We start from the raw sequence: 20,038 nt of genomic DNA on the forward strand, positions 1-20,038 counted from the left end.
CAGCCGCGGTTAACGATAGGACGGGACAGATTGCCGCCGCAGGTTTATTGCGCGTTCAAATGCCGTCTGAAAGGTGTTCAGACGGCATAGGTTCAGCGGATTTTGAGGGTACTCAAGCCGATTAACACCAAGACGATGGTAATAATCCAAAAGCGGACGACGACTTGGGTTTCTTTCCAGCCTTTTTGTTCGTAATGGTGGTGGATGGGTGCCATCAGGAAGATGCGTTTTTTGGTTTTCTTGTACCAGCCGACCTGAAGCATAACGGACACAGCTTCTACGACGAACAGACCGCCCATAATGACGAGGACAAACTCTTGGCGGACGATGACGGCGACGGTACCGAGCGCGGCACCCAATGCCAATGCGCCGACATCGCCCATAAAGACTTGCGCGGGATAGGCGTTGAACCACAAAAATCCGAGGCACGCGCCGCACATGGCGGTGCAGAATATAGCGACTTCGTTCGCACCGGCGACATAGGGAAGCTGGAGGTATTGGGAAAATTGGTAGTGTCCGCTGGCATAAGCAAAGATGGCAAGGCCGGCGGCGACAAGTACAACGGGGAATGCGGCAAGGCCGTCCAAGCCGTCGGTGAGGTTGACGGCGTTGGATGTGCCGACGATGGTCAGGTAAGACAACACCAAAAAGCCGACTACGCCAAGCGGCAGGGCGACCTGCTTGAAGAAGGGAACAATCAGGATATTGTTGGTAGAATTTGCAGCAAGGTAGAACAATGCCAAACCGGCGATGATGGCAACGCTGGACTGCCACACCATTTTGAATTTGGCGGACACGCCGTTAGGGTCTTTATAGACGACTTTTCGCCAGTCGTCGTAAAAACCGAGCGCGCCGGTGGCAAGCAGTACGCCCAAGAGAATCCAGATATACGGGTTCGCCCAGTTGCCCCATAACAGGGTGGACACGGTAATGGCGGTCAGAATCAGCGAACCGCCCATCGTCGGCGTGCCATTTTTGACGAGGTGGGTTTGCGGGCCGTCGGTACGCACTGCCTGCCCGCATTTGAGCGCGGTCAGCCTGCGTATCGTCCACGGGCCGAACATCAGGGAAAACGCCAAGGCGGTCAACGCTGCCATAACGGCGCGGAATGTGGTGTATTGAAAAATATTCAGACCGGTTAACCAGTTGCTGAAATGTGCGAGCCATAAAAACATGGGGCTTCCTTTTTTTGTTTTTGTCGTTACATGGGCTTGCGCCCGTTTGAGGTTTGCTTGCCGTCCGGCAAGGTTTCGGACAGCTTTTGCAAATTAACGTGCAGGGACTTTCTCAATCACGCAAATCGGGTAACTCCCCGGATTTTTGCCGCCGCCCAAGTCTAAACATAAATCTTCATAAAGATACGCCTGCGTCCGCATTCCGGCATAAAACGCACCGACCAGCGCGGCAATCAGCAATAAGGCTTTTAAAAAACGTCGGCTTTTCATTTTCAGACGGCCTCTTTGTCCGTCAATGCCTCGACCACTTCTTCCATCTGCATAAACCGCGAACCTTTCACCAACACGGTGGCGCGTTCGGGTAAATCGTGGCTCAACACTTGAATCAGCGGGTCTTTGGCGGCGAACCACAAACCGTCCGCGCCAAACGTTTCTGCCGCTTCGACGCTATTGTCGCCGACAAAATACGCAGCCTCGATGCCTTTATCCCGTGCATACGCGCCAACTTCGGCGTGCATGGCGGCGGCTTCGTCCTCGCCCAGTTCGCCCATATCGCCCATCACGAAAATACGCGGCGCAGGCATACGCGCCAACACATCAATCGCTGCCCTCATGCTGTCGGGGTTCGCGTTGTAGGTATCGTCAATCAGGGTTGCGCCCTTGATGCCGGATTTGACGTTCAGACGGCCTTTGATATTGCTGAAGCCTTGCAAACCTTCCGCCACATCGTTCAAACTCAAACCCGCAGCCAAAGCCAGCGCGGCGGCAGCGGCGGCGTTGTGGACATTGTGGCGACCGGGAACAGGCAGCACCACGGCGGCGCGCTCGTCGCCGCACACCAAATCAAATTCGCACGACAAAGGTTTCAGCACGATATTTTCCGCGTGGACATCGCCGCTATCGATGCCGAAAGTGCGCGTATTCAAATTAAGCGTTGCCGTTTTGAAAACAGCCATATTGGCATCTTCTTGAGGAATCAGTGCCATGCCGTCTGAACATAAGCCTTGATAAATCTCGCTTTTCGCTTTGGCAATATCGCCCACTCCGTCGAAACCGCAACCGACATGGGCGCGCAGGGCGTTGTTGACCAAAGCGGCATCGGGTTTGGCGATTTGCGTCAAAACCGCCAGTTCTCCAAAATGGTTCATGCCCATTTCAATCACGGCATAGCGGTGTTTTTCGTTTAATTTCAACAAAGTCAGCGGCAATCCGATGTGGTTGTTGAAATTACCCGCCGTTGCCAACACGGCATCATCGCCGAAACGGCGGCGCAATACCGCGGCCAGCATCTCCTTCACCGTCGTCTTGCCGCCCGAGCCGGTAATGCCGAACACAAACGGGTTTACATTATCGCGCCAAGCCTTCGCCAGCGTTTGCAATGCGGCAAGCGTATCATCGACTTTCAACGCGCCTTTCAAAGCCGCACAATCTTCGCGCGAAACCACAACCGCCGCCGCACCCGCAGCCAATACGTCTTCAACAAAATCATGCGCGTCAAACCGCTCACCCGCCAATGCGAAAAACACATCGCCTTCCTGAATATCGCGGCTGTCGGTTACGATGCGCGACACGGGTTTGTTTTCAGACGGCATCGGAAGCTTGAGGGCTTGGCAGATGAAGTTTAGGTCTAGTGGTTTCATAGTTTCTTCCGTTTGTTTTTTCAGATGGTTTTAATTAAGACCGCCTGAACATTTTTGATATGGCCTATCCCAGCTCTGCCAATGCTTTTTCTGCGATTTCAAAATCGGAGAAATGGTGCTTCACGCCTTGTACATCCTGATAGTTTTCATGCCCTTTGCCAGCAATCAGAATGATGTCGTTTGCGGCGGCGCGTTCGACTGCATAACGGATGGCGGCGGCGCGGTCGGCTTCGACGCATTCGGGCGCGGGCACGGCGGGCAGGATATCGTTGATAATGTCTTGCGGATTTTCCAAACGCGGGTTGTCGCTGGTGATGACAACTTTATCCGCGCCCTCTACAGCTGCCGCACCCATCAGCGGACGTTTGCCACGGTCGCGGTTACCGCCGCAACCGAATACGCACCACAAAGCCGTGCCCTGCGGTTTGATTTCCTGCAAGGTGGAGAGTGCTTTTTCCAATGCGTCGGGCGTGTGGGCGTAATCAACAACGACCAAGGGCTTGCCGCTGTTCATAATGCAGTCCATACGTCCCGAAGCGGGACAGATTTTTCCCAGCACATCCAATACTTTATCCAGCGGATAGCCGTTGGCGCACAGCAAGGCGATGCAGGCGGCGAGGTTTTGCGCGTTGAACCGTCCGAGCAGGCGGGTACGGCAGCGTCCTTCACCCCACGGGGTTTGGAATACGGCTGCTATGCCGTCTGAAGAGGCGGTGAAATCGGCAATGCGGATGTCGGCGTGTTCGCTGAAGCCGTAACTGTAAACGGCTAAATCGGGGCAGTCTTTTTTCAGACGGCATACGAGTTCCGCGCCGTATCCGTCATCGATATTGATGACGGCGTGTTGCAGGCCTTGCCAGTAAAACAGGCGCGACTTGATAGCGCCATAGGCTTCCATCGTGCCGTGGTAGTCGAGGTGGTCTCGGGTGAGATTAGTGAAGATTGCGCTGCGGAATGGCACGCCGTTGACGCGCGACTGGTCAAGACCGTGGCTGGAGACTTCCATCGCGGCGGCGGTTGCGCCTTGTTGACGGAAACGGTAGAGCAGGGTTTGGACATCGACGGGGGCGGGGGTGGTGTGCGTGGTTTCTTTCAATGCACCCCAAAAGCCGTTGCCGACCGTGCCGATAATGGCGGTTTTTTCTCCCAACAAATCGGCGGCTTGCGCCAGCCATTGTGTGATGGAGGTTTTGCCGTTGGTGCCGGTTACGCCCCAGACTTTGAGGCCGTCTGAAACGTTGCCGTAAACTTGCGCCGCCAACATGCCGGCACGGTGTTTCAAATCTTTAATGCCTTGATTGGGGACTTTCCATTCGGGATTCCACGCGAATTTGCCGTCGTCATCCCAAAAAATAAAAGCCGCGCCGTTGGCAACGGCGGCGGGGATATAACTGCGGCCGTCGGCATATTCGCCCGGACAGGCAACAAAAATATCGCCTTGTTTGATTTGGCGACTGTCTGAATGCAACAAACGCCCTGCTGCGTTTTCACACGGCAGAGGCGGAAAGTCGGTTTCAGCCAAGGGGGTTAACTTGCTGAACATAAACAATATCTCTTTGATTGTTTGGATTATGACGGTACTTTGACAGTAGCGGTATTACTTAAAGGCTTGGTCGGGGAAACGCCCAAGATGTTCAAGCTTCCGCTCATGACTTCTTTGAATACGGGACCGGCAACCACGCCGCCGTAATAGCCGTTGGCAGTCGGTTCGTCGATGGTAACGGCCACAATCACGCGTGGATTTTTAGCCGGAGCAAAACCGATAAACGTACCGACGTGTTTGTTGTCCACATAGCGGCCATTAACCAGTTTACGCGCCGTACCGGTTTTCGCACCTACGTCGAAACCATCTACCGCACCGGCAATACCGGTACCGCCGGCTTCAGTAACGGAAACCATCAACTCACGCACTTTTTTTGCAGTAGAGGCTTTGATGACGCGTTTGCCTTTAGGGGCAACTGCTTGTTTTTCAAAGCTGACCGGCAACAATTCGCCGTCATGGGTCAAGACAGTATAGGCACGTGCCAATTGCAACAGGCTTAATTGCAGGCCATAACCGAAAGACATGGTTGCCTGTTCGATTTTTTGCCATCTGCGCCAGCTTCTCAACAAACCTGCAGTCTCGCCGGGAAAGCCTGAATGCATGCGCACGCCCACACCTAAATCGTGATAGAAATCGTACATTTCTTTAGGCGTAAACATGGCAGAAAGTTTACTGGTACCGACGTTGGAAGATTTTTGCATAATGCCGCGCACATCCAAAGTAGGATAAACGTGGGTATCTTGTACGGTAGCCGGACCGATTTTGTAAGGCAGGGTATTGAATGTGTCTGTTGGATCCACTTTGCCTGAATCCAATGCTTTGGCAATGGTAAACGGCTTCATGGCAGAACCAGGTTCGATCATGTCGGTTACGGCGCGGTTGCGGCGCTGTTCGCTATTGGCTTGGCCGGGCTGATTCGGATCGTAAGCCGGGCTGTTGACCAAAGCCAAAATCTCGCCGGTTTGCGCATCCAATACCACAACCGCACCCGCTTTGGCTTTGTGATAAGCCACAGCCTTGTTCAACTCGTCATAAGCCAGCGTTTGAATACGCTGATCCAAAGACAAAATCATGTCTTGGCCGTTTTTAGGCACGCTGTTGCGTGGAGAATCGAGGCTGTCTACGATATTGCCTTTATTATCGCGTAATACGACTTTCGCACCATCCTCACCGCGCAGGCTGTCTTCACGGGAAAGCTCCAAGCCTTCCTGACCTTTGCCGTCGATATTGGTAAAACCGATAACGTGCGCAAACAGATTGCCCATCGGGTAATGGCGTTTCAATTCTTTTTGGAATGCGATGCCTTTAATGCCCAATGCTTTGATTTCTTCTGCTTTCTCGTAGCTGAGTTGACGTTTCAGGTAGATAAAGCCTTTGTCTTTTTTAGACAATTTATTTTTCAAAACTTCAACAGGCACATCGGCAATGGCCGACAGTTTTTCTAATTGTTCCGCAGTCGGCATTTCCTCCATACCGGAAGGCATGGCATACAATGATTCGGTAGGCGCACTCAAAGCCAATGTGGCACCATTGCGGTCGGTAATCATACCGCGTGATGCCGGCAGCGGAAGCGTACGCACAAAACGTTGGTCGCCCTGATTTTTCAAAAATTCATGCTGACTGGTTTGCAGATAAACCCCGCGCACCAACAGACCGGTAAATGCCAGCGCAACAGCGCCCAGCACCAAACCGATTCGTCCGTTACTTGTCAGCGGCTTTTTCGTTTTTGTTGTTCCAGACAGCATTTGAGGTTTATATTCGTTCTTAATTAACATGTTGAACTTCTCATGACTTAGCTGCTCAGTGAGCCATCAAATCCCGTAAATCTTGCACCAATGCAAGGCTCTATATTCTTATTTTTTGCGTTCCAGCATAGCCGTATTATGCGCACCCGGCGGAAGCAGATGTTGTTTTTCGGCTGCCACTTTAATCAGTTTGTGGTTTGCCAATCTTGCTTGCTCCAATTTCAAGCGCGCGTAATCCTGTTCCAACTGAATTTCCCGTTTTTGTGCCTTATCCAACTCGATAAAATGCAAACGGGACTGGTTTTGCTTAAACACTACGGCAAAGGCTGAGACCGTCACCAAAACCAGCAATAAAATATTCAACTTACCCATCTCAAACTTTCAGACGGCCTGTCAACAGGACTATCTCTTACGACAGCGTTCAGACGCCATCCCCTATTCAATAACCGAAAATTCGCCGCTACTGCGCTCCGCCACACGCAAAACTGCACTACGCGCACGCGGATTGGCTTCAGTCTCTGTCGAACCCGGTTTGATTGCTTTGCCCACAGCCTTCAAAGGCGGCTGAGGCAAATCCGCTTCCTTGACCACTGCCCAACGTGGCAATGGCGCATGTTGCGAATATTTTTTAATAAACTGCTTCACAATTCTGTCTTCCAGCGAATGGAACGCAATGACAGCCAAGCGTCCACCCTCTTTCAGACGGCCTGCAACCTGTGGCAAAACTGCCTCTACCTCTTCGAGCTCGCGGTTAATAAAGATGCGAACTGCTTGGAAGGTGCGCGTTGCAGGGTCTTGTCCGCGCTCACGAGTACGGACGTTTTGCGCCACAAGCTGCGCCAGCTTATGGGTTGTATCGATGGGACTCTCCTCGCGTTGCGCAACAATGGCGCGCGCAATCTGGCGACTAAACCGCTCTTCACCATAATTCTTAATTACCTCGTGTAAATCCTGTTCGGATGCGGTTGCAATCCATTCTGCCGCAGACATCCCGCGAGTCGGATCCATCCGCATATCCAACGGCGCATCAAAGCGGAAACTGAATCCGCGGCTACCATCGTCAATTTGCGGCGACGAAATCCCCAAATCAAAAAGCGCACCGTCAATCTTATCGATGCCCAATTCATCCAAGGCCGTCTGAAATGTTTCAAAACCATTGTGCACGACACTGACACGTTTATCTTGCGCCGCCAGCTCATTGGCTACTGCAATCGCCTCGGGGTCTTTATCAAAAACAACCAAACGACCCTGTTCACCCAAACGCGACAAAATCAGCCGGGAATGCCCTCCCCTACCGAACGTACCGTCCACATAAATCCCATCTTCACGGATTGCCAACGCATCCACCGCCTCATGCAACAAGACAGTAACATGCTGATAATTTTCAACTTTACTCACAATTGCAAATCCGTTTGACTCAATTGGAAAGCCAATTCATCAGGATCGATATCCAAAGCCTGATTCATTTCCTCTTCCCAATGTTCGCGACCCCACAACTCCATACGGTTTGCACGGCCAACCAAAGTAACTTCTTTTTCAAAATCCACGCGTTTGCGCAGATTCGCCGGAATCAAAACGCGTCCGGCGCTGTCCCATTCCAAAATCTCCGCATTGTGCAGCAGCAAATTCTGATACCGTTGCAAAGACTCGTTGCCGGCCACTTTCAACTTCAAAATCTGCTCGGCTTTTTCTTCCCAAATGGGCTCAGGGTACATCAATAATTTTTTTCGGGAATCCAGTGTGACCACAATTGCAGGCGTATAACGGCGCAGCAAAATATCGCGGAATTTGGCAGGAATCGCCAACCGCCCTTTACTGTCCATACTCAATTCATGAGCACCGCCAAACACATCACACCCCAAATTCGATTAAAATAAAACTAGAGTGGGATTAAAAATCCCACCTTCCTAAAATATTTCGTTTTCACTTCTACGGAACACTTTTTAGGAAAAAGTAACCACTTTCACCCACTATGCCCCACTAACCGACACTATAAGAAATTTTGGCAATCAGGTCAAATCAACCCTTTATCTGTAATGAAACAATAAACACTTAAAATTCAATATCTTATATATACCAAAATGCATAACAAATTAATATACCAGTCATCTCATATAGCATAAAATACTATATATAGTATTATTTGTGTTTCTAAAATACTATATATAGTGTTTTTATACCCAATCACCACCCCTCTCACAAGGGGCTATAATATACAAACAAATTCAAATTTTTTACATTATCTAACAGTCATGAAGCCACAACTCCCCCTCCCTTCCCCTGATGCACAAGCCTCTTCAGTACACCTGACCAAGCTCATAAAAAACGAAATTGAACAACATCAAAACTGGATACCCTTCTCCCGCTTTATGGAACTTGCCCTTTACACACCTCAATACGGCTATTACAGCGGAGGCAGCCATAAAATCGGCACAGACGGCGACTTCATTACCGCCCCCACCCTTTCCCCCCTATTCGGACAAACCCTTGCCAAACAACTTGCCGAATTACTGCCGCAAACAGCAGGCAATATCTACGAATTTGGTGCAGGTACAGGTCATCTCGCTGCCACACTCTTGCAAAATCTTTCAGACGGCCTGAATCATTACTACATTATCGAGCTATCGGCAGAGCTTGCAGAGAGACAACGCCAATATATTCTTGAAAACACCTCCCTAGAAGTAGCCGCCAAAATCATCCACCTCACCACATTACCCGAACATTTTGACGGCATCATCATCGGCAACGAAGTATTGGATGCCATGCCGGTGGAACGCTTGATTTATCAAGATGAAGGGTTTCAACAAATTGGCGTCAGCCTAGAGAATGACAAGCTAATCGAAGCCATCAGACCATTGGCACAAGCCGAACTTACGCAAACAGCTGCCTTGTACTTCCCTCCCCTTCCCTCATACACAAGCGAGCTGCATCCGGCACAATATGCCTTTATCCAAACCTTGGCCGCCAAATTGCAGCGCGGCGGCATGATATTTATCGATTACGGCTTCGATGCCGCTCAGTATTACCATCCGCAACGCAAGGAAGGCACATTCATCGGCCACTATCGCCACCACACTATCCACGACCCATTTTTCAATATCGGTCTGACCGATTTGACTGCGCACGTCAATTTCACCGATATTGCACGCGCCGGCACGGAATCAGGTTTAGACTTAATCGGCTACCTGCCCCAATCTTATTTTCTACTCAATCTCGGCATCATCGATCTGCTGGCACAAATCGGCAGCCCGGATTCGGTTGAATATATCCAAACCGCCGCCACAGTACAAAAACTGATACATCAGCACGAAATGGGCGAACTTTTTAAAGTGATCGCTTTTGGCAAAGACATCGATATCGATTGGACAGGCTTCAGCCATGGCGATATTTGCCATAAACTATAGCCTGATAACCTACTTTTTATTTTTTAAAAACAATAAGAAATAAAAAAATCTAAATTATCGCTTGCCAAATATCCAAAAAAAACTATAATAGCGACTTCACGAAACGGCGAATTAGCTCAGTCGGTTAGAGCAGAGGAATCATAATCCTTGTGTCCGGGGTTCGAATCCCTGATTCGCCACCAAATTTCGGGGGTATAGCTCAGTTGGTAGAGCGCTTGCATGGCATGCAAGAGGTCAGCGGTTCGATCCCGCTTACCTCCACCACTAAACAAAAAAGCTCTTGTGTTTAACAAGAGCTTTTTTGTTTGGCTTAATTAATAACTGATTGCTCATTAATTTTGCCATTTCAATACCTAATTAATAAAGGCCGTCTGAAACATTTCAGACGGCCTTTATCTTTTAATTACTTCACAAGCTTCAATACTTTTTTCGGTTTGTCTTCCGCAGATTCAGTTTTTTTATCTTCCGCCGCTGCAGCTTCAACAGAAGCAGGCTGATATGGTTCTACCTCAAACCCCATACCCTCTCCACTTTCGCGGCCAAATATACTGACAATATGACCGACCGGAATCCAAATCTCGTGCGCTACGCCGGAAAAGCGGGCAGAGAAATTGACCCATTCATTGTCGATATTCAAGTTATGGCTGGCGGTAGGGCCAATATTTAAAACAATTTCATTGTCACGCACATACTGCATCGGTACACGGGTATGTTCATTTACCCAAGCCACGATATGCGGTGTTTGGTTATTATCCAAGCACCATTCATACAAAGCACGCAACAAATACGGTTTGGTTGAAGTTGCCATAGATCCGTCCCTTAGCGGCGCATGGCTTTTTCAGCCGGCGTCAATGCTTCAATAAAGGCTTCGCGTTGGAAAATACGCTCGGCGTATTTCAGCAAAGGCGCAGCAGATTTACCCAGTTTGATGTCGTAATAGTCCAAACGCCACAACAGCGGAGACAAGGCAACATCAATCATGGAGAAGTCGTCGCCCAAGATATATTTGTTTTTAGTAAAAGACGGTGCCAACAGTGTCAAACCATTACCAATGGCTTCACGCGCTTTAGCTTGTTCTTTATTGGTAGATTCAGGGTTTTCCAACACTTGTACCAAGCTGAACAATTCTTTTTCCATACGGTACAGTACCAAACGGCCGCGACCGCGCATAACAGGATCGCCCGGCATCAACTGAGGATGAGGGAAACGCTCGTCAATGTATTCGTTGATGATGTTTGATTCGTGCAAAATCAAATCACGCTCAACCAGAACCGGTACTTGGTTATACGGATTCATCAAAGCCAAGTCTTCAGGTTTATTGAACACGTCCACATCTTTGATTTCAAAATCCATGCCTTTTTCGTACAGCACAAAACGGCAACGTTGGCTGAATGGACAAGTAATACCTGAATACAATGTCATCATAATCTTTTACTCCTGATAAATCTTTTCAGACGGCCTTAAGCCTTATAAAAATTCAGACAGAATTATACATAATTTCAAACACTTAATCCAGAAGTTTCACATATTATATTGTTTATATTGAATAATTTTAAAATTTACATTATTTTCGCATAAACCAATTTCACAAACAAAAAAGGCAAACCTGAAACAGGTTTGCCTTTTTGATTCAAAAGAATTAGTGAACATCTTTCCAGAATTCTTTTTTCAGGAAGTAAGCCAATGGCAGCATTACCGCAAACAGGAATGCCAGAACCATGTAGCCGATGCGGTGGCGTTGCAACTGAGCAGGCTCACCCATGTACACCAAGTAGTTCACCAAGTCGCGTACATAAGTATCGTACTCTTTTTGGATCACTTTACCGTTAGGCAGGCGACGGCTGTGCAGACCGGTAGATTCCCAATACAGCTTAGGAGTCAGATTGCCATGCTCGTCTTTAATCATAACGGGCTGACCTTTGGCATCCAACTCAACGGCTTGAACACCTTGTTGCTCCCACAATGGGTGAGGCATACTCGCACCGGCCAAAACAGTATTGTTCCAACCGGTCGGACGAGTTGGGTCTTTATAGAAGCCGCGCATATAAGCGTACAGGTAGTCTGCACCTTTAGAACGGGCAATCAGGGTCAAATCCGGTGGAGGCGCACCCAACCATTTGGAGGCATCTTTCGGATCCATTGCCGCTACCATGACATCACCAACGTTGTCTGTTGTGAACATCAGGTTTTTCTTGATTTCATCTTCAGTTAAACCGATGTCTTTCAGACGGTTGAAGCGCATACCGCTTGCAGAGTGACAAGACAAACAGTAGTTTGTAAAGATTTGCGCACCGTGCTGCAGGCTGACTTGGTCACGCAGGTCGATATCGACTTTTTCGTAGTGTCCGCCGCCGCTGGCGACGGCTGCACTCATAGGTACTGCCAGCAATAAGGCAGCAAACCAGTTTTTCAGAGTTTGTTTCATTTTCGCTGCCCTCATCAGATATTGGTTGCAAACAAGTAAGCACCGACAACGGTAATACCGACGTAAACAAAGAACATAATTTTTTGTTTAGTAGTGCTCATGGTTACGCGCTCAGGAACTGGTTTGTTGGTATCCAGTTTGGTATAGAACGGCATACCCAGGAAGAATGCAAAGTAGACGAAAGACAGGATACGAGCAACCAAAGTACGAGTATCAGTTGCTACCATTGCACCCAAAATACCCAAACCGATGAAGGCAATGATGAACAGAACCAACGCAGTTTTGAAGATTGGGCCGCGATAGCGGACAGATTTAACCTCGCCTTTATCCAACCAAGGCAACAAGGCAATCAGTACAACTGCTGCACCCATACCGATTACACCCCATACCTGAGTACCGGCAAAGGAAGGAATCGCACGCAGAATTGCGTAGAACGGAGTGAAGTACCATACCGGAGCAATGTGCGGAGGTGTTTTCAGCGCATTAGCTGCATCGAAGTTTGGCGCTTCCAAGAAGTAGCCGCCGCCTTCAGGCGCAAAGAACAACACAGAACAGAAGACAATCAGGAATACAACGACGCCCAAGATGTCTTTAACGGTGTAGTAAGGATGGAATGGGATACCATCGCGTGGAATACCGTTTTCGTCTTTGTTTTTCTTGATTTCAACGCCATCGGGGTTGTTAGAACCCACTTCGTGCAGGGCGATGATGTGAGCCACGACCAAGCCGAGCAATACCAGAGGTACTGCGATAACGTGCAGGGCGAAGAAGCGGTTCAGAGTAACATCGGAAACGTTGAAGTCGCCGCGGATCCAAGTGGACAAATCAGGACCGATAACAGGGATGGCGGAGAACAGGTTAATAATTACCTGCGCACCCCAGAAGGACATTTGACCCCAAGGCAACAGATAGCCCATAAAGGCTTCCGCCATCAATGCCAAGAAAATCAGAGAACCGAAAATCCACACCAATTCACGGGGTTTTTTGTACGAACCGTAAATCAAACCACGGAACATGTGCAGATAAACAACAATGAAGAAGAAAGATGCGCCGGTGGAGTGCATGTAGCGGATAATCCAACCGCCGGACACGTCGCGCATGATGTACTCTACTGCAGTAAAGGCAGCAGGCAGATGGTAGGCGTTAAGGTTGCCGTCCGGTTTGTAGTTCATAGTCAGGAAAATACCGCTGACGATTTGAATCACAAGGACAAGCAAGGCTAAAGAGCCGAAGTAATACCAAAAGTTGAAGTTCTTTGGTGCGTAGTATTGAGCCAAATGCTCATTCCACATCTTAGACAGGGGGAAACGAGCGTCCATCCAGCCTAACAATGCTTTTGCTTTGCTATTGGTTTGGTTTGCCATAATTATCGTTCCTTATTTTTAGTCTTCGCCCACCAAAACAGTTGTATCGCTCAGATATTTGTAAGGCGGAACAACCAGGTTGGTCGGTGCAGGAACACCTTTATACACTCGGCCTGCCATGTCGAATTTCGAACCGTGGCACGGGCAGAAGAAGCCGCCTTTCCAGTCTGCGCCCAAATCCGCAGGGGCAACGTCGGGACGGTAAGTCGGAGAGCAACCCAGGTGGGTACAGATACCGATAGCGACGAGGAGGTTCGGCTTGATCGAACGGGTCTCGTTTTTGCAGTTTTCAGGCTGATGATCCACTTCGGAATTGGGATCCGTAACTGCGCCATCCAAACTTTTCAAGTCTTTGAGCTGTTGATCTGTGCGGTTGACCAGCCAAATTGGTTTGCCCTGCCATTCGGCAGTCAGCATTTGGCCTGCTTCGATTTTGCTGACATCTACTTCGACAGCAGCACCGGCAGCCTTAGCTTTCTCCGATGGGAAGAAGCTGGCCACGAAAGGCGTAGCTACGCCCAGAGCCGCCACACCGCCTGCACCGCAAGTAGCCAGTGTCAGGAAACGGCGGCGACCGTTGTTGATTTCTTGATTATCCATTATTCAGTCGTCCTAAAATTTTGGGAATACCGAGCCATTAAACAGCGTAATTCTACCTAGTTTGTTGTAATACTCAAAGCATTATTTAAAATAAGGTAAAGTTTTATGATATTTCTCAATACTCAAGCAGGATTGTTTTCATCAAAGTGAACCACTTCGATACCGAATTTTTCTGCCACGGCATCTCCTAAGGCGCGTACGCCGTAACGTTCTGTCGCATGGTGGCCGGCACTGATAAATGCCACACCCGTTTCATTGGCAAGATGATATTGCGCTTCGGAAATTTCACCGGTCAGATACGCATCGACACTTTCGTCTACGGCCGTCTGAAAAAATCCCTGCGCACCGCCGCTGCACCAGGCAATACGTTTGATTTCGCGTTCAAGATTACCGATAACGGTCGGCTTGCGGCCGAATACCGCCTCAATGCGTTCAGATAACTGCACCAATGTTTGCGTGGTTTTCAGACGGCCTGTATTCAACAGGTTTTGCTCGCCGAATTGTTTTTCAAGCACCCAATCAAGTTTCTCGGCCAACTGTGCGTTATTGCCCAGTTGCGGGTGCGCGTCCAGCGGCAGGTGGTAGCCCGCCATATTGATTTGGTGTTGCAGCAAGGTTTCAATGCGTGCTTTTTTCCAACCGGTAATCGTGACAGGCTCGCTTTTCCAAAACATGCCGTGGTGAACCAAAAGCATATCCGCCCCCTGCTCTACGGCAAAATCGATTGCAGCTTTGCTGGCGGTAACCGAAGTGGCGATTTTGGCAATTTCTTCTTTGCCTTCGACCTGCAAGCCGTTGGGCGCATAGTCCTTAAACAGCCCGACCTGCAATATCTCATCACACCAAGCCAGAATTTCGCGGCGTAAAGCCATATTCCGCTCCTTATATCTATCTTCAAAAACAGCTTCGCATTCTAACCGCAAAATCTGTTTATGCCTCAAATTCTTACATTCCGATTTCAGCAATCATTCCCAACATTAATCATTTGCACATCATCATGAATTATTTTAATATACGCCACCTTACCCACAGGCCGTCTGAAAACACATGGACTCTATTATCGAATTGCGTCATCTCAAAACCTTGCTGGCTTTAGAAGAAACCGGCAGCGTTTCCCTTGCCGCCAAACGGGTTTTCCTGACCCAATCCGCCCTGTCGCACCAAATCCGCGCCTTGGAAAATTATTACGAAACGCCGTTGTTTGAACGTAAATCCACACCTTTGCGCTTCACTCCGGCCGGTATGCGCCTGTTGCAACTGGCGCGCGAGCTGTTGCCGCAGGTTGCCGCCGCCGAACGTGATTTGGTGCGGATTATCGAAGGCGAAGCCGGCGAACTCAGGCTTGCCGTCGAATGCCACACCTGCTTCGACTGGCTGATGCCTGCCATGGGCGAGTTCCGCCCCTTATGGCCGCAAGTTGAATTGGACATCGTTTCCGGTTTCCAAGCCGATCCGGTCGGACTGCTGCTGCAACACCGCGCCGACCTTGCCATCGTTTCCGAAGCCGAGCCGATCAACGGTATCAGCTACCGCCCTCTGTTTGCCTATGAAATGGTCGGCATCTGTGCAGAAGACCACCCGCTTGCCGACAAAGACGTTTGGGAAGCGGAAGATTTTATCGACGAAACCCTGATTACTTATCCCGTCCCCGACGAAATGCTGGATTTGCCCAAAAAAGTGCTGCTGCCCAAAGGCATTAATCCGCCACGCCGCCATAGCGAGCTGACCATTGCCATTATCCAGCTGGTTGCCAGCAAACGCGGCATTGCTGCCCTGCCCTATTGGACGGTCATGCCGTATTTGGAAAAAGGCTACGTCGTCCACCGCAAAATCACTTCAGACGGCCTGCAAAGCAAACTTTATGCCGCCATTCGTACGGAAGATGCCAACAAAGGCTATCTGGACAACTTCTGCCAAATCACGCACGACCGCTGTTTTGCCGACTTGCCGGGTTTGAGCGAATTGGAAATGTAAACTTGAAACAATCAAAAGGCCGTCTGAACAATGAACTGGCCCCCAAATCTTGGACACTCATAAAAGCCTATTCAGGCACTCTGTGTAAGCCGGGTTCTGTATGCGACAGGACTCAGCTTTTTCAATTTCAAACTGCAACGCTCGCGGTTGTAGTAATCCATATAGTCATCTATCTGTTTCATCAATTCATCCACCGTCAATTCCCCTGCACGGTAGAAACACTCCGTCTTCAGCACCGCAAAGAAGCTTTCCATCGGTGCATTGTCCCAACAATTCGCCTTTCGCGACATGCTTTGAACCATGAAATACTCCGCAAGCAATTCCCTATACCCCGCCGTACGGTACAGCACACCTTGGTCGGAATGAAGCATCGTTCCTTTATCAGTCAGCCGGGGTGCCGCTTTTTCGAGCATTTCCTTCACCATTTCACTGTCGGCTCTGCGGCTCATGGCGTAGGCGATGATTTCGCGGTTGAACAGGTCCAAGATCGGCGAGAGGTACAGTTTGCCGTCCTTTCCTTTGAGTTCGGTCACGTCGGTCAGCCATTTTTCGTTGGGCTTTCGGGCTTTGAACCGGCGTTTGAGGAGGTGTTCCGATATTTCGCCCATGGCGGGATGGCGGTAGGCTTTTTTTGCCCGTATGAGGGCTTTCAGTCCTAGCTGCCTCATCAGCCGCGCCACTTTTTTGCGGTTCCAACCTAATGCTGCTGCAATGCGCCTTTGCCCGTAGCGTCCTTTATGCCGTTCGTAGATTTCGGCGATAAGGGCTTTGTCGGCTTCATTGGGGTCGGGTCGGTCCTGATGATGGTAGTAAAAGCTGCTTTTGGGCAGGTTTGCGATGTGCAGCAGGTATTTGAGCGGGTGTTGCGCCCTCAGTGTTTGGACGGTTTGGCTTTGTCCTTTTCGGTCTGTTTTTTGCTGAGGGCTTTTAACTCCTTTAGGTAGGCAACCTTTGCGCGCATATAGCACAACTCTTCGATAAGCTCTGCCTGTGTTTTTTCGTGGTCGGGTTTGTCGGCGATGAAGGGGTTTTTGCGGTGTTGGGGCATGGTTTTGGATTGGGGATGTTCGAGTGCGCCGATGCCGCCTTCTTGATAGGCGCGTATCCATCGTCGCAGGTTGGTTCGGGAAATGCCGTAGTGGTCTGCGGTACGCTGTTGACTGCGTATGTGCAGGTAGTGGAGTACGGCTTGGTATTTGAAGTGTAATGTATATTTGCTCATAAAAAAACTGCACCTTGTGAGTTGGAGGGGGGGGTGTCCAACTTTTGGGGTGCAGTTCACAATTTCAGACGGCCTTTTTTAATATACACAAAAATTTCACTGCTTCTATTCGGATTCATCCGAACCTAAACACGCCGACAAATCGATTTCAGACGGCCATGTTTTATCAGGCGTAACCCGAATATCGAAATGCTCGCCGCGATAGTCGAAAACCAAACGCCAAGCGTGCAGAAACAGATGTCCCGCCTCATCGCCGCCATACAGCGTATCGCCCAAAATCGGACTGCCTATGCTTTTCATGGCCACGCGCAGCTGATGGGTTTTGCCGGTAAACGGTTGCAACACAAACAGGCGCAAACCGGGCTGCAGGCTTTGGCTGCTGAAACGGGTAACGGCAAAATTATCCTCGTCACGCGTCAGCTTCCATGTACCGCGCCGCGAACGCGCCATACCGCCTTTCACCCACCCCTGTTTTTTAGCCGGCTTGTGCGTACCGAGTGCCAAATAAGTCTTACGCATGGTTTTCTCGGCAAACTGTGCCGACAAAGCCGCCGCGCTGTCGCGGTTTAACGCAAACAGCAACAGGCCGCTGGTGGCTTTGTCCAAACGGTGAACCAGCCACACGCGTTCAACGCCGAGCTGTTGCGCCAGCGATGCGGTCAGGCAAACATCCCCTTCCGATTCGCTGTGCACCGATACGCCGCAAGGCTTATTGATGACCACAAAGTCTTCGTGTTCAAAAACAATGTCCCACATTTCAGACGGCCTTCAACACAATACCGTCGCCAAGCAGGGTCAAAATACCCAGCAGGCAGAACAAGATACACGCAGCAATGCGCACTGCTTTGGCCGGAATTTTGCGCATCAGCATTTCACCCAAATATACGGCAGGTACAGAAGCAATCATCAAACCGGCAATACTGCCGACCACGACCGGCAGGATAGATTGGTATTTTGCCGCTAAAAGAACTGTCGCAATCTGCGTTTTATCGCCGATTTCCGCCAAGAAAAACAGGACGACCGTCGCCGTAAATGCGCCGTATTTCAGCCACTTGCCGTCAGGGTCTTCGTCTTTGTCCGGCAACAGCAGCCATAATCCGACCGCAATAAAGCTGCCGCCGACCACCCATTTCATGACTTCAGGAGAAATAGCGGATGCCAGCCAGACACCGAGTGCAGCCGAAACAAGATGGTTCAACAGGGTTGCAATAAAGATACCGGCAACAATCGCGTTTTTATGGGCAAAACGTGCTGCCAAAAAGAGCGCCAGTAATTGCGTCTTATCGCCAATTTCGGCAATGGCAACGCCCAGCGTCGAGGAGAAAAAAGCTTCCATGATTTAAGATACTCAACCGAAAAGCGGGCAAACAAAAAGCGTTGTGCATACCGCCCGCAAGGGTATGGACAACGCTTACGTCTTGCCTGTCTTCCGATAAAGCAGAGAAGATACCGCTGCCACGGCCGCACAAGCCGATTATGTTGACAACGGTTTCGGCATTGCGCCGAATGGCTACTCCCATAAGAGTGAAGCGCGAATTGTAAGGCAATTCATGGCTTGAAGCAACAGAAAGAAAAACAAAAGGCCGTCTGAAACCCAATGTAAAGCAGGTTTCAGACGGCCTTTTTCACAGCGATTAATTATCGGAGAACAAATCGCCTACTTTTTCCCAAAACGATTTTTTGCGCGGGGTTTGGCTGAGGTCAAGGCCGGAGGAGATTTTTTCAAATTCTTCCAACAACTCTTTCTGACGATCGGTCAGGTTGACCGGAGTTTCAACCAAAATGTGGCAGTACAAATCGCCGGTTGAGCTGGAACGCAGAGACTTGATGCCTTTGCCTTTCACGCGCATACGGCGGCCGGTTTGCGTTTCTTTCGGAATGTGCAGTTTGACTTTGCCGTCCAGAGTCGGCACTTCGACTTCGTCGCCCAATGCGGCAATGGCAAAGCTGATCGGCAGTTCGCAATGCAGGTCCAAGCCGTTGCGCTCGAAGATTTTGTGCTGTCTTACGCGGATATTGACGTACAAATCGCCTGCCGGTGCGCCGTGTTGACCCGGCTCACCCTCGCCGCTCAAGCGGATGCGTTGACCGTCGTCGATGCCTGCCGGAATGTTGACTTCAACCATTTTGCTGGTTTTGGTGCGGCCTTCGCCACGGCATTTGACGCAAGGATCTTTGATTTCTTTGCCAGTACCGTGACAAGTCGGACAAGTTTGCTGCATTTGGAAAATGGCTTGGCGGACGTGTACCGTGCCTGAGCCGTGACAGGTCGAACAAGTCGATGCGGATGTGCCCGGTTTGGCACCTGAGCCGTGGCAGACATCACATTCTTCGTAAGTCGGAATGTTGATGCGTTTTTTCACGCCTTTGGCAGCTTCTTCAAGCGAAATCTCTATGCCGACCTGCAAGTCCGCACCGCTGTAATCCGGCTGACGGCCGCCTGCGCTGCCGCCACCACCGAACATCTGGCTGAAAATATCGGAAAAATCGAAGCCTTGCGCGCCACCGAATCCGCCTTGGCCGCCAAAACCGCCAAAGCCACCGAATCCGCCCGCACCTGCGCCCTGTTCAAACGCGGCATGGCCGTATTGGTCGTACATGATACGTTTTTCTTTGTCGGACAAGGTGTCGTAAGCTTTTTGGACTTCTTTAAATTTTTCTTCCGCTTCTTTATTGTCAGGATTGCGGTCAGGATGGTATTTCATTGCCAGCTTGCGGTAGGCTTTTTTGATTTCATCGTCGCTAGCGCTGCGGGCAACACCAAGGGTTTCGTAATAATCTTGGGTACTCATAATTTTGATAGTGTTTTGAATAAGTTTGAACTGGGTCGGATATGTGGGCGAAAGGTAAAAAACTCAAGTCGATATTTTTAAGGCCGTCTGAAAATTTTGTTTCAGACGGCCTCCCTCGCCTTGTCACAGCATGATAATGGCCTTAAAGTAAAAA

General features: G+C 49.8%; 21 protein-coding genes and 2 tRNA genes. 4 read left to right on the forward strand and 19 right to left on the reverse strand.

Annotation, left to right across the window (positions count from 1 at the left end; all coding sequences use genetic code 11):
- Nucleotides 1-92 precede the first annotated feature (92 nt).
- The 8 genes from mraY to mraZ form a co-directional block, all read right to left on the reverse strand.
- Entirely contained in the window at nucleotides 93-1,175 is a 1,083-nt protein-coding gene (gene mraY, locus FAH67_RS07955; RefSeq protein WP_003681888.1) for a phospho-N-acetylmuramoyl-pentapeptide-transferase, read from the reverse strand.
- 93 nt (nucleotides 1,176-1,268) lie between these two features.
- Nucleotides 1,269-1,445 carry a hypothetical protein gene (locus FAH67_RS07960; protein WP_003681886.1) on the reverse strand — a complete coding sequence of 59 codons (177 nt, stop codon included), beginning with the start codon at nucleotides 1,443-1,445 and terminating at the stop codon, nucleotides 1,269-1,271.
- 2 nt (nucleotides 1,446-1,447) lie between these two features.
- Nucleotides 1,448-2,815, reverse strand: coding sequence for a UDP-N-acetylmuramoyl-tripeptide--D-alanyl-D-alanine ligase (locus tag FAH67_RS07965; protein ID WP_003681884.1), 1,368 nt, complete (start codon nucleotides 2,813-2,815; stop codon nucleotides 1,448-1,450).
- Between the two features lie 64 nt (nucleotides 2,816-2,879).
- A complete protein-coding gene (locus FAH67_RS07970) occupies nucleotides 2,880-4,358 on the reverse strand; it encodes a UDP-N-acetylmuramoyl-L-alanyl-D-glutamate--2,6-diaminopimelate ligase (protein ID WP_003681883.1) in 1,479 nt (492 codons plus the stop codon).
- A 26-nt stretch (nucleotides 4,359-4,384) separates the two neighbouring features.
- Nucleotides 4,385-6,133, reverse strand: a complete 1,749-nt coding sequence (gene penA, locus FAH67_RS07975; protein ID WP_112890688.1) for a peptidoglycan D,D-transpeptidase PBP2 — start codon at nucleotides 6,131-6,133, stop codon at nucleotides 4,385-4,387.
- Nucleotides 6,134-6,211: 78 nt separating this feature from the next.
- Nucleotides 6,212-6,475: a cell division protein FtsL gene (ftsL, locus tag FAH67_RS07980; protein ID WP_003681879.1), complete on the reverse strand. Its 264-nt coding sequence runs from the start codon at nucleotides 6,473-6,475 to the stop codon at nucleotides 6,212-6,214.
- 63 nt (nucleotides 6,476-6,538) lie between these two features.
- Nucleotides 6,539-7,501 carry a 16S rRNA (cytosine(1402)-N(4))-methyltransferase RsmH gene (rsmH, locus tag FAH67_RS07985; protein WP_003681877.1) on the reverse strand — a complete coding sequence of 321 codons (963 nt, stop codon included), beginning with the start codon at nucleotides 7,499-7,501 and terminating at the stop codon, nucleotides 6,539-6,541.
- Entirely contained in the window at nucleotides 7,498-7,953 is a 456-nt protein-coding gene (mraZ, locus tag FAH67_RS07990) for a division/cell wall cluster transcriptional repressor MraZ (RefSeq protein ID WP_039864286.1), read from the reverse strand. Before mraZ ends, rsmH begins: the two co-directional genes overlap by 4 nt.
- Before the next feature lie 402 nt (nucleotides 7,954-8,355).
- Here mraZ and FAH67_RS07995 point away from each other — a divergent pair, with 402 nt between their 5' ends.
- The 3 genes from FAH67_RS07995 (at nucleotide 8,356) to FAH67_RS08005 (ending at nucleotide 9,771) form a co-directional block, all read left to right on the forward strand.
- Nucleotides 8,356-9,507 (forward strand): class I SAM-dependent methyltransferase, encoded by a 1,152-nt coding sequence (locus tag FAH67_RS07995; protein WP_003681873.1) that lies wholly within the window; start codon nucleotides 8,356-8,358, stop codon nucleotides 9,505-9,507.
- Between the two features lie 105 nt (nucleotides 9,508-9,612).
- Nucleotides 9,613-9,689, forward strand: a tRNA-Met gene (locus FAH67_RS08000).
- Between the two features lie 6 nt (nucleotides 9,690-9,695).
- Nucleotides 9,696-9,771 (forward strand) — tRNA-Ala (locus tag FAH67_RS08005).
- Nucleotides 9,772-9,910: 139 nt separating this feature from the next.
- Here the strand turns inward: FAH67_RS08005 and FAH67_RS08010 are convergent.
- From FAH67_RS08010 to FAH67_RS08035, 6 genes are all read right to left on the reverse strand, one after another.
- On the reverse strand, nucleotides 9,911-10,315 hold the full coding sequence (locus FAH67_RS08010) for a ClpXP protease specificity-enhancing factor (RefSeq protein ID WP_003681871.1): 405 nt from the start codon (nucleotides 10,313-10,315) through the stop codon (nucleotides 9,911-9,913).
- Nucleotides 10,316-10,326: 11 nt separating this feature from the next.
- On the reverse strand, nucleotides 10,327-10,932 hold the full coding sequence (locus FAH67_RS08015; protein WP_039861850.1) for a glutathione S-transferase N-terminal domain-containing protein: 606 nt from the start codon (nucleotides 10,930-10,932) through the stop codon (nucleotides 10,327-10,329).
- A gap of 214 nt (nucleotides 10,933-11,146) precedes the next feature.
- Nucleotides 11,147-11,932 (reverse strand): cytochrome c1, encoded by a 786-nt coding sequence (locus tag FAH67_RS08020; RefSeq protein WP_039864285.1) that lies wholly within the window; start codon nucleotides 11,930-11,932, stop codon nucleotides 11,147-11,149.
- Nucleotides 11,933-11,946: 14 nt separating this feature from the next.
- On the reverse strand, nucleotides 11,947-13,296 hold the full coding sequence (locus FAH67_RS08025; RefSeq protein ID WP_003681866.1) for a cytochrome b: 1,350 nt from the start codon (nucleotides 13,294-13,296) through the stop codon (nucleotides 11,947-11,949).
- Between the two features lie 18 nt (nucleotides 13,297-13,314).
- Entirely contained in the window at nucleotides 13,315-13,896 is a 582-nt protein-coding gene (gene petA, locus FAH67_RS08030; protein ID WP_003681863.1) for a ubiquinol-cytochrome c reductase iron-sulfur subunit, read from the reverse strand.
- Nucleotides 13,897-14,018: 122 nt separating this feature from the next.
- On the reverse strand, nucleotides 14,019-14,768 hold the full coding sequence (locus FAH67_RS08035) for a Nif3-like dinuclear metal center hexameric protein (RefSeq protein ID WP_039864283.1): 750 nt from the start codon (nucleotides 14,766-14,768) through the stop codon (nucleotides 14,019-14,021).
- Between the two features lie 175 nt (nucleotides 14,769-14,943).
- On the opposite strand from FAH67_RS08035, the gene FAH67_RS08040 reads away from it, so the two are divergent.
- The gene (locus tag FAH67_RS08040) at nucleotides 14,944-15,870 is read left to right on the forward strand and encodes a LysR family transcriptional regulator (RefSeq protein WP_003681859.1); all 927 of its coding nucleotides are present in this window, start codon (nucleotides 14,944-14,946) and stop codon (nucleotides 15,868-15,870) included.
- A gap of 71 nt (nucleotides 15,871-15,941) precedes the next feature.
- Here the strand turns inward: FAH67_RS08040 and FAH67_RS08045 are convergent, their stop codons facing one another.
- From FAH67_RS08045 to dnaJ, 5 genes are all read right to left on the reverse strand, one after another.
- Nucleotides 15,942-16,838, reverse strand: a complete 897-nt coding sequence (locus tag FAH67_RS08045; RefSeq protein ID WP_112890689.1) for an IS3 family transposase — start codon at nucleotides 16,836-16,838, stop codon at nucleotides 15,942-15,944.
- Entirely contained in the window at nucleotides 16,742-17,092 is a 351-nt protein-coding gene (locus FAH67_RS08050; protein WP_112890781.1) for a helix-turn-helix domain-containing protein, read from the reverse strand. Before FAH67_RS08050 ends, FAH67_RS08045 begins: the two co-directional genes overlap by 97 nt.
- A 105-nt stretch (nucleotides 17,093-17,197) precedes the next feature.
- Nucleotides 17,198-17,848: a TIGR01621 family pseudouridine synthase gene (locus FAH67_RS08055; RefSeq protein WP_003681438.1), complete on the reverse strand. Its 651-nt coding sequence runs from the start codon at nucleotides 17,846-17,848 to the stop codon at nucleotides 17,198-17,200.
- Nucleotide 17,849: 1 nt separating this feature from the next.
- Nucleotides 17,850-18,428 (reverse strand): TMEM165/GDT1 family protein, encoded by a 579-nt coding sequence (locus FAH67_RS08060; protein WP_003681436.1) that lies wholly within the window; start codon nucleotides 18,426-18,428, stop codon nucleotides 17,850-17,852.
- Between the two features lie 298 nt (nucleotides 18,429-18,726).
- The gene (dnaJ, locus tag FAH67_RS08065; RefSeq protein ID WP_115287645.1) at nucleotides 18,727-19,884 is read right to left on the reverse strand and encodes a molecular chaperone DnaJ; all 1,158 of its coding nucleotides are present in this window, start codon (nucleotides 19,882-19,884) and stop codon (nucleotides 18,727-18,729) included.
- Nucleotides 19,885-20,038: the final 154 nt, after the last annotated feature.

Source organism: Neisseria flavescens, assembly GCF_005221285.1.
GTDB classification, from domain to species: domain Bacteria; phylum Pseudomonadota; class Gammaproteobacteria; order Burkholderiales; family Neisseriaceae; genus Neisseria; species Neisseria flavescens.

Excerpts from the sequence above, each read along its gene's own strand:
- mraY (WP_003681888.1), bottom strand. The coding sequence starts at position 1,175 with ATGTTTTTATGGCTCGCACATTTCAGCAACTGGTTAACCGGTCTGAAT.
- FAH67_RS07960 (WP_003681886.1), bottom strand. The coding sequence starts at position 1,445 with ATGAAAAGCCGACGTTTTTTAAAAGCCTTATTGCTGATTGCCGCGCTG.
- FAH67_RS07965 (WP_003681884.1), bottom strand. The coding sequence starts at position 2,815 with ATGAAACCACTAGACCTAAACTTCATCTGCCAAGCCCTCAAGCTTCCG.
- FAH67_RS07970 (WP_003681883.1), bottom strand. The coding sequence starts at position 4,358 with ATGTTCAGCAAGTTAACCCCCTTGGCTGAAACCGACTTTCCGCCTCTG.
- penA (WP_112890688.1), bottom strand. The coding sequence starts at position 6,133 with ATGTTAATTAAGAACGAATATAAACCTCAAATGCTGTCTGGAACAACA.
- ftsL (WP_003681879.1), bottom strand. The coding sequence starts at position 6,475 with ATGGGTAAGTTGAATATTTTATTGCTGGTTTTGGTGACGGTCTCAGCC.
- FAH67_RS07995 (WP_003681873.1), top strand. The coding sequence starts at position 8,356 with ATGAAGCCACAACTCCCCCTCCCTTCCCCTGATGCACAAGCCTCTTCA.
- FAH67_RS08010 (WP_003681871.1), bottom strand. The coding sequence starts at position 10,315 with ATGGCAACTTCAACCAAACCGTATTTGTTGCGTGCTTTGTATGAATGG.
- FAH67_RS08015 (WP_039861850.1), bottom strand. The coding sequence starts at position 10,932 with ATGATGACATTGTATTCAGGTATTACTTGTCCATTCAGCCAACGTTGC.
- FAH67_RS08020 (WP_039864285.1), bottom strand. The coding sequence starts at position 11,932 with ATGAAACAAACTCTGAAAAACTGGTTTGCTGCCTTATTGCTGGCAGTA.
- FAH67_RS08025 (WP_003681866.1), bottom strand. The coding sequence starts at position 13,296 with ATGGCAAACCAAACCAATAGCAAAGCAAAAGCATTGTTAGGCTGGATG.
- petA (WP_003681863.1), bottom strand. The coding sequence starts at position 13,896 with ATGGATAATCAAGAAATCAACAACGGTCGCCGCCGTTTCCTGACACTG.
- FAH67_RS08035 (WP_039864283.1), bottom strand. The coding sequence starts at position 14,768 with ATGGCTTTACGCCGCGAAATTCTGGCTTGGTGTGATGAGATATTGCAG.
- FAH67_RS08040 (WP_003681859.1), top strand. The coding sequence starts at position 14,944 with ATGGACTCTATTATCGAATTGCGTCATCTCAAAACCTTGCTGGCTTTA.
- FAH67_RS08050 (WP_112890781.1), bottom strand. The coding sequence starts at position 17,092 with ATGAGCAAATATACATTACACTTCAAATACCAAGCCGTACTCCACTAC.
- FAH67_RS08055 (WP_003681438.1), bottom strand. The coding sequence starts at position 17,848 with ATGTGGGACATTGTTTTTGAACACGAAGACTTTGTGGTCATCAATAAG.
- FAH67_RS08060 (WP_003681436.1), bottom strand. The coding sequence starts at position 18,428 with ATGGAAGCTTTTTTCTCCTCGACGCTGGGCGTTGCCATTGCCGAAATT.
- dnaJ (WP_115287645.1), bottom strand. The coding sequence starts at position 19,884 with ATGAGTACCCAAGATTATTACGAAACCCTTGGTGTTGCCCGCAGCGCT.